At 70.8% G+C, this 2,462-nt stretch carries 3 protein-coding genes; 2 read left to right on the forward strand and 1 reads right to left on the reverse strand.

The annotated features are described in order from the left end of the window. Positions 1–262 precede the first annotated feature (262 nt). Together AOK16_RS21555 and AOK16_RS21560 are read left to right on the forward strand one after the other, a co-directional pair. Positions 263–988, forward strand: a complete 726-nt coding sequence (locus tag AOK16_RS21555) for a DUF4190 domain-containing protein (protein WP_240483685.1) — start codon at positions 263–265, stop codon at positions 986–988. Between the two features lie 389 nt (positions 989–1,377). After that, entirely contained in the window at positions 1,378–1,785 is a 408-nt protein-coding gene (locus AOK16_RS21560; RefSeq protein ID WP_055473838.1) for a Rieske (2Fe-2S) protein, read from the forward strand. Positions 1,786–1,800: 15 nt separating this feature from the next. Here the strand turns inward: AOK16_RS21560 and AOK16_RS21565 are convergent. Next, positions 1,801–2,462 (reverse strand): cysteine hydrolase family protein (locus AOK16_RS21565; protein WP_079101634.1); only part of this gene is annotated, 662 nt, incomplete at its 5' end.

Raw genomic sequence — 2,462 nt, forward strand, 5'->3', positions numbered from 1 at the left:
GCGCTGTGCATCGCCGTTTCTCCACGCCCGGCCTCCGCTTCACGAGAGGTAAGGAATGAATAAACACGACTGATAATGTCATCAGGCTGTCAGATTCGGCCTGTTTGAAGGACATTTCATGACCATTCCCGCTCCGCCCGGCGACCAGAATCCTGTGGGCCAGGGGTCGGCCGCCCAGGACCCGTGGAGCCCCCGGCCATCGGAACCAGCCGCTCCGCACTGGCCGTCGTACCCGATGCCGGCGCCGCAGCCCCGCAACGGAATGGGGATCACCGCCCTGGTGCTCGGCATAGTCGGCGTGGCCCTCGGCCTGGTCATCATCCTGTTCTGGATGTCCTGGCTACCGGCCCTGCTGGCCGTGGTCTTCGGATGCGTCGGTCTGAGCCACGCGCGCAAGGGGCTGGCGACCAACAGGGCGATGGCTCTGACCGGTGTGATCCTGGGCGTAGTCGGTCTGCTGTTCGCGGTCGGCGGTGGGGTGTTCACCGTCATTGCGGTGAAGGAGGCCACCGAGCACGCCCGCGCGGAGGCCGACAAGGCGGAGGCCTCCGCGGCCGCGGAGAAAAAGCGAAAGAAGGCGGAGGAGAAGGCCCGGCACCTGTCTTTCGGTGCGGCCTACACCTTCGGGAACGGACTGAAGGTCACGGTGGCCAAGCCCCGGCCGTTCATCCCGGACGACTTCGTCCTCGGCCACGCGAAGGGGAACAAGGCCGTCGAAGTGACGGTCACCGTCGTCAACACCGGCACGGAGCGGCTTTCGGTCGAAACGGGCCTGCCGAACGTCAACGACGCCAACGGGGCTTCCACCGAGCTGGTGATCGACGGAAGCGGACGCCAGAAGGTCATCACCGGCTACGTCCTGCCCGGCAAGAAGGCCGTCGGCAAGTACGCCTTCTCGCTGCCGCCCGACGCAGCCGACAAGGTCGAGGTCGAATTCAGCCCTGACGCGAAGCGGTGGGCTGACGCCTACTGGTCCGGCCCCAACTGACCTGGCGCACGCCGGAGGCCGCGCCGTCCGCGGCCCCGGCGACGGCGCGACGCCGCTGCCGGGACCGGCCACGGGCGATGGCGGGGGAAGCCGCCGAAGATCTCCTCGTCTGCCGACTCGGCTTCCCGCGCCAGGCGCCGGCACGGTGAGGAATGCGTGAGGGTTCAAGGAAATGGTGGGCGGGGCTGAACACCTCGGCGCCATGGTCCGTACCGATCGTTGAGTCGTCCACCACAGCCGCCGTCCACAACAGCCGCCGTCCACCACAACCTCCGTCCGGCCCCTCCGAAACCCTGCCCCTGCCACACCGGACCCCGCGACCTACCGACCAAGACGATCCGCGAGGATCGATCCGACCACCGGCACCCGAAACGAAGGGCACTACCACCATGACGGGATCTCAGGGCACGGGCCGGACCGCGAGCCGCCGGGCGGTGGTCGCCGCGGCCGGCGCGGCGGGGCTCGCCGCCACGCTCGCCGCATGTGGTGGCGAAACCGGCGGCTCCAGCGGCACGGAGCTCGCCAAGACCAGCGACATCCCCGAGGGCGGCGGCACGATCTTCGCGGACCAGAAGGTCGTGGTGACGCAGCCGACCGCCGGCGAGTTCAAGGCCTTCTCCGCGATCTGCACGCACGCGGGCTGCCCCGTGAACGACGTGTCCAACGGGACCATCAACTGCCCCTGCCACGGCAGCAGGTTCGCCGTGGCCGACGGCAGCGTGAAGGCCGGACTCGCCAAGAGGCCGCTGCCCGCCGCGAAGATCACGGTGGAAGGGGACTCCATCAAACTCGGCTGAGCCCGCCGCCGTCCATCAGCCGTCCGGCCGCCGCTCACCGCACCGGCCCAGGCCTCCCGCCCCCTGCCAGCAGGCCACGACAGCGTCCGTCGTGGTGACGGTGGCGACCAGGGCGAGGGTGTTGCGGACCATCGCGGTCGTGTAGTCCGCGGGGACGCCCGCGATGGCGTCGGCCGGGACGACGGCGGTGTAGCCGAGGTTCACCGCGTCGAAAACGGCGTTGGGGACCGCCACGTTCGCCGACACCCCGGTGACCACCAGCGTGCGGCAGCCGAGGTTCCGCAGCAGCGCGTCGACGTCCGTCCCCGCCATCGGGGAGAGTCCGTGCAGCCGCCGCACGATCAGGTCCTCGCCCGCGACCGGAATCGGATCGGCGATCCGCACGGCCGTCGAGCCGGACAGCTGCTGTACGGGCAACCGTTCGGCGGCGCGGAACAGGCGCGCGTTGCGGTTGGCGCCCCGCCCGTCGGGCCGGCGCTCGGCCACCGCGTGCAGCACCTGCACCCCGGCGCCGTGCGCGGCGGCAACCAGCCGGGCGACGTTGCCGAGCGCGCCGGACGAGCGGGCCTCCCGGGCGAGTTCGGGCAGCGCACTCTCCGGCCCGACGACGCCCCGCTGGCACTCGACGGTGAGCAGCGCGGTGGAGGCGGGTTCCAGCAGCCCGGCGAGCCGGTCGT

Origin of the sequence: Streptomyces pathocidini, from assembly GCF_001418495.1 — a bacterium.
Taxonomy (GTDB): domain Bacteria; phylum Actinomycetota; class Actinomycetes; order Streptomycetales; family Streptomycetaceae; genus Streptomyces; species Streptomyces pathocidini.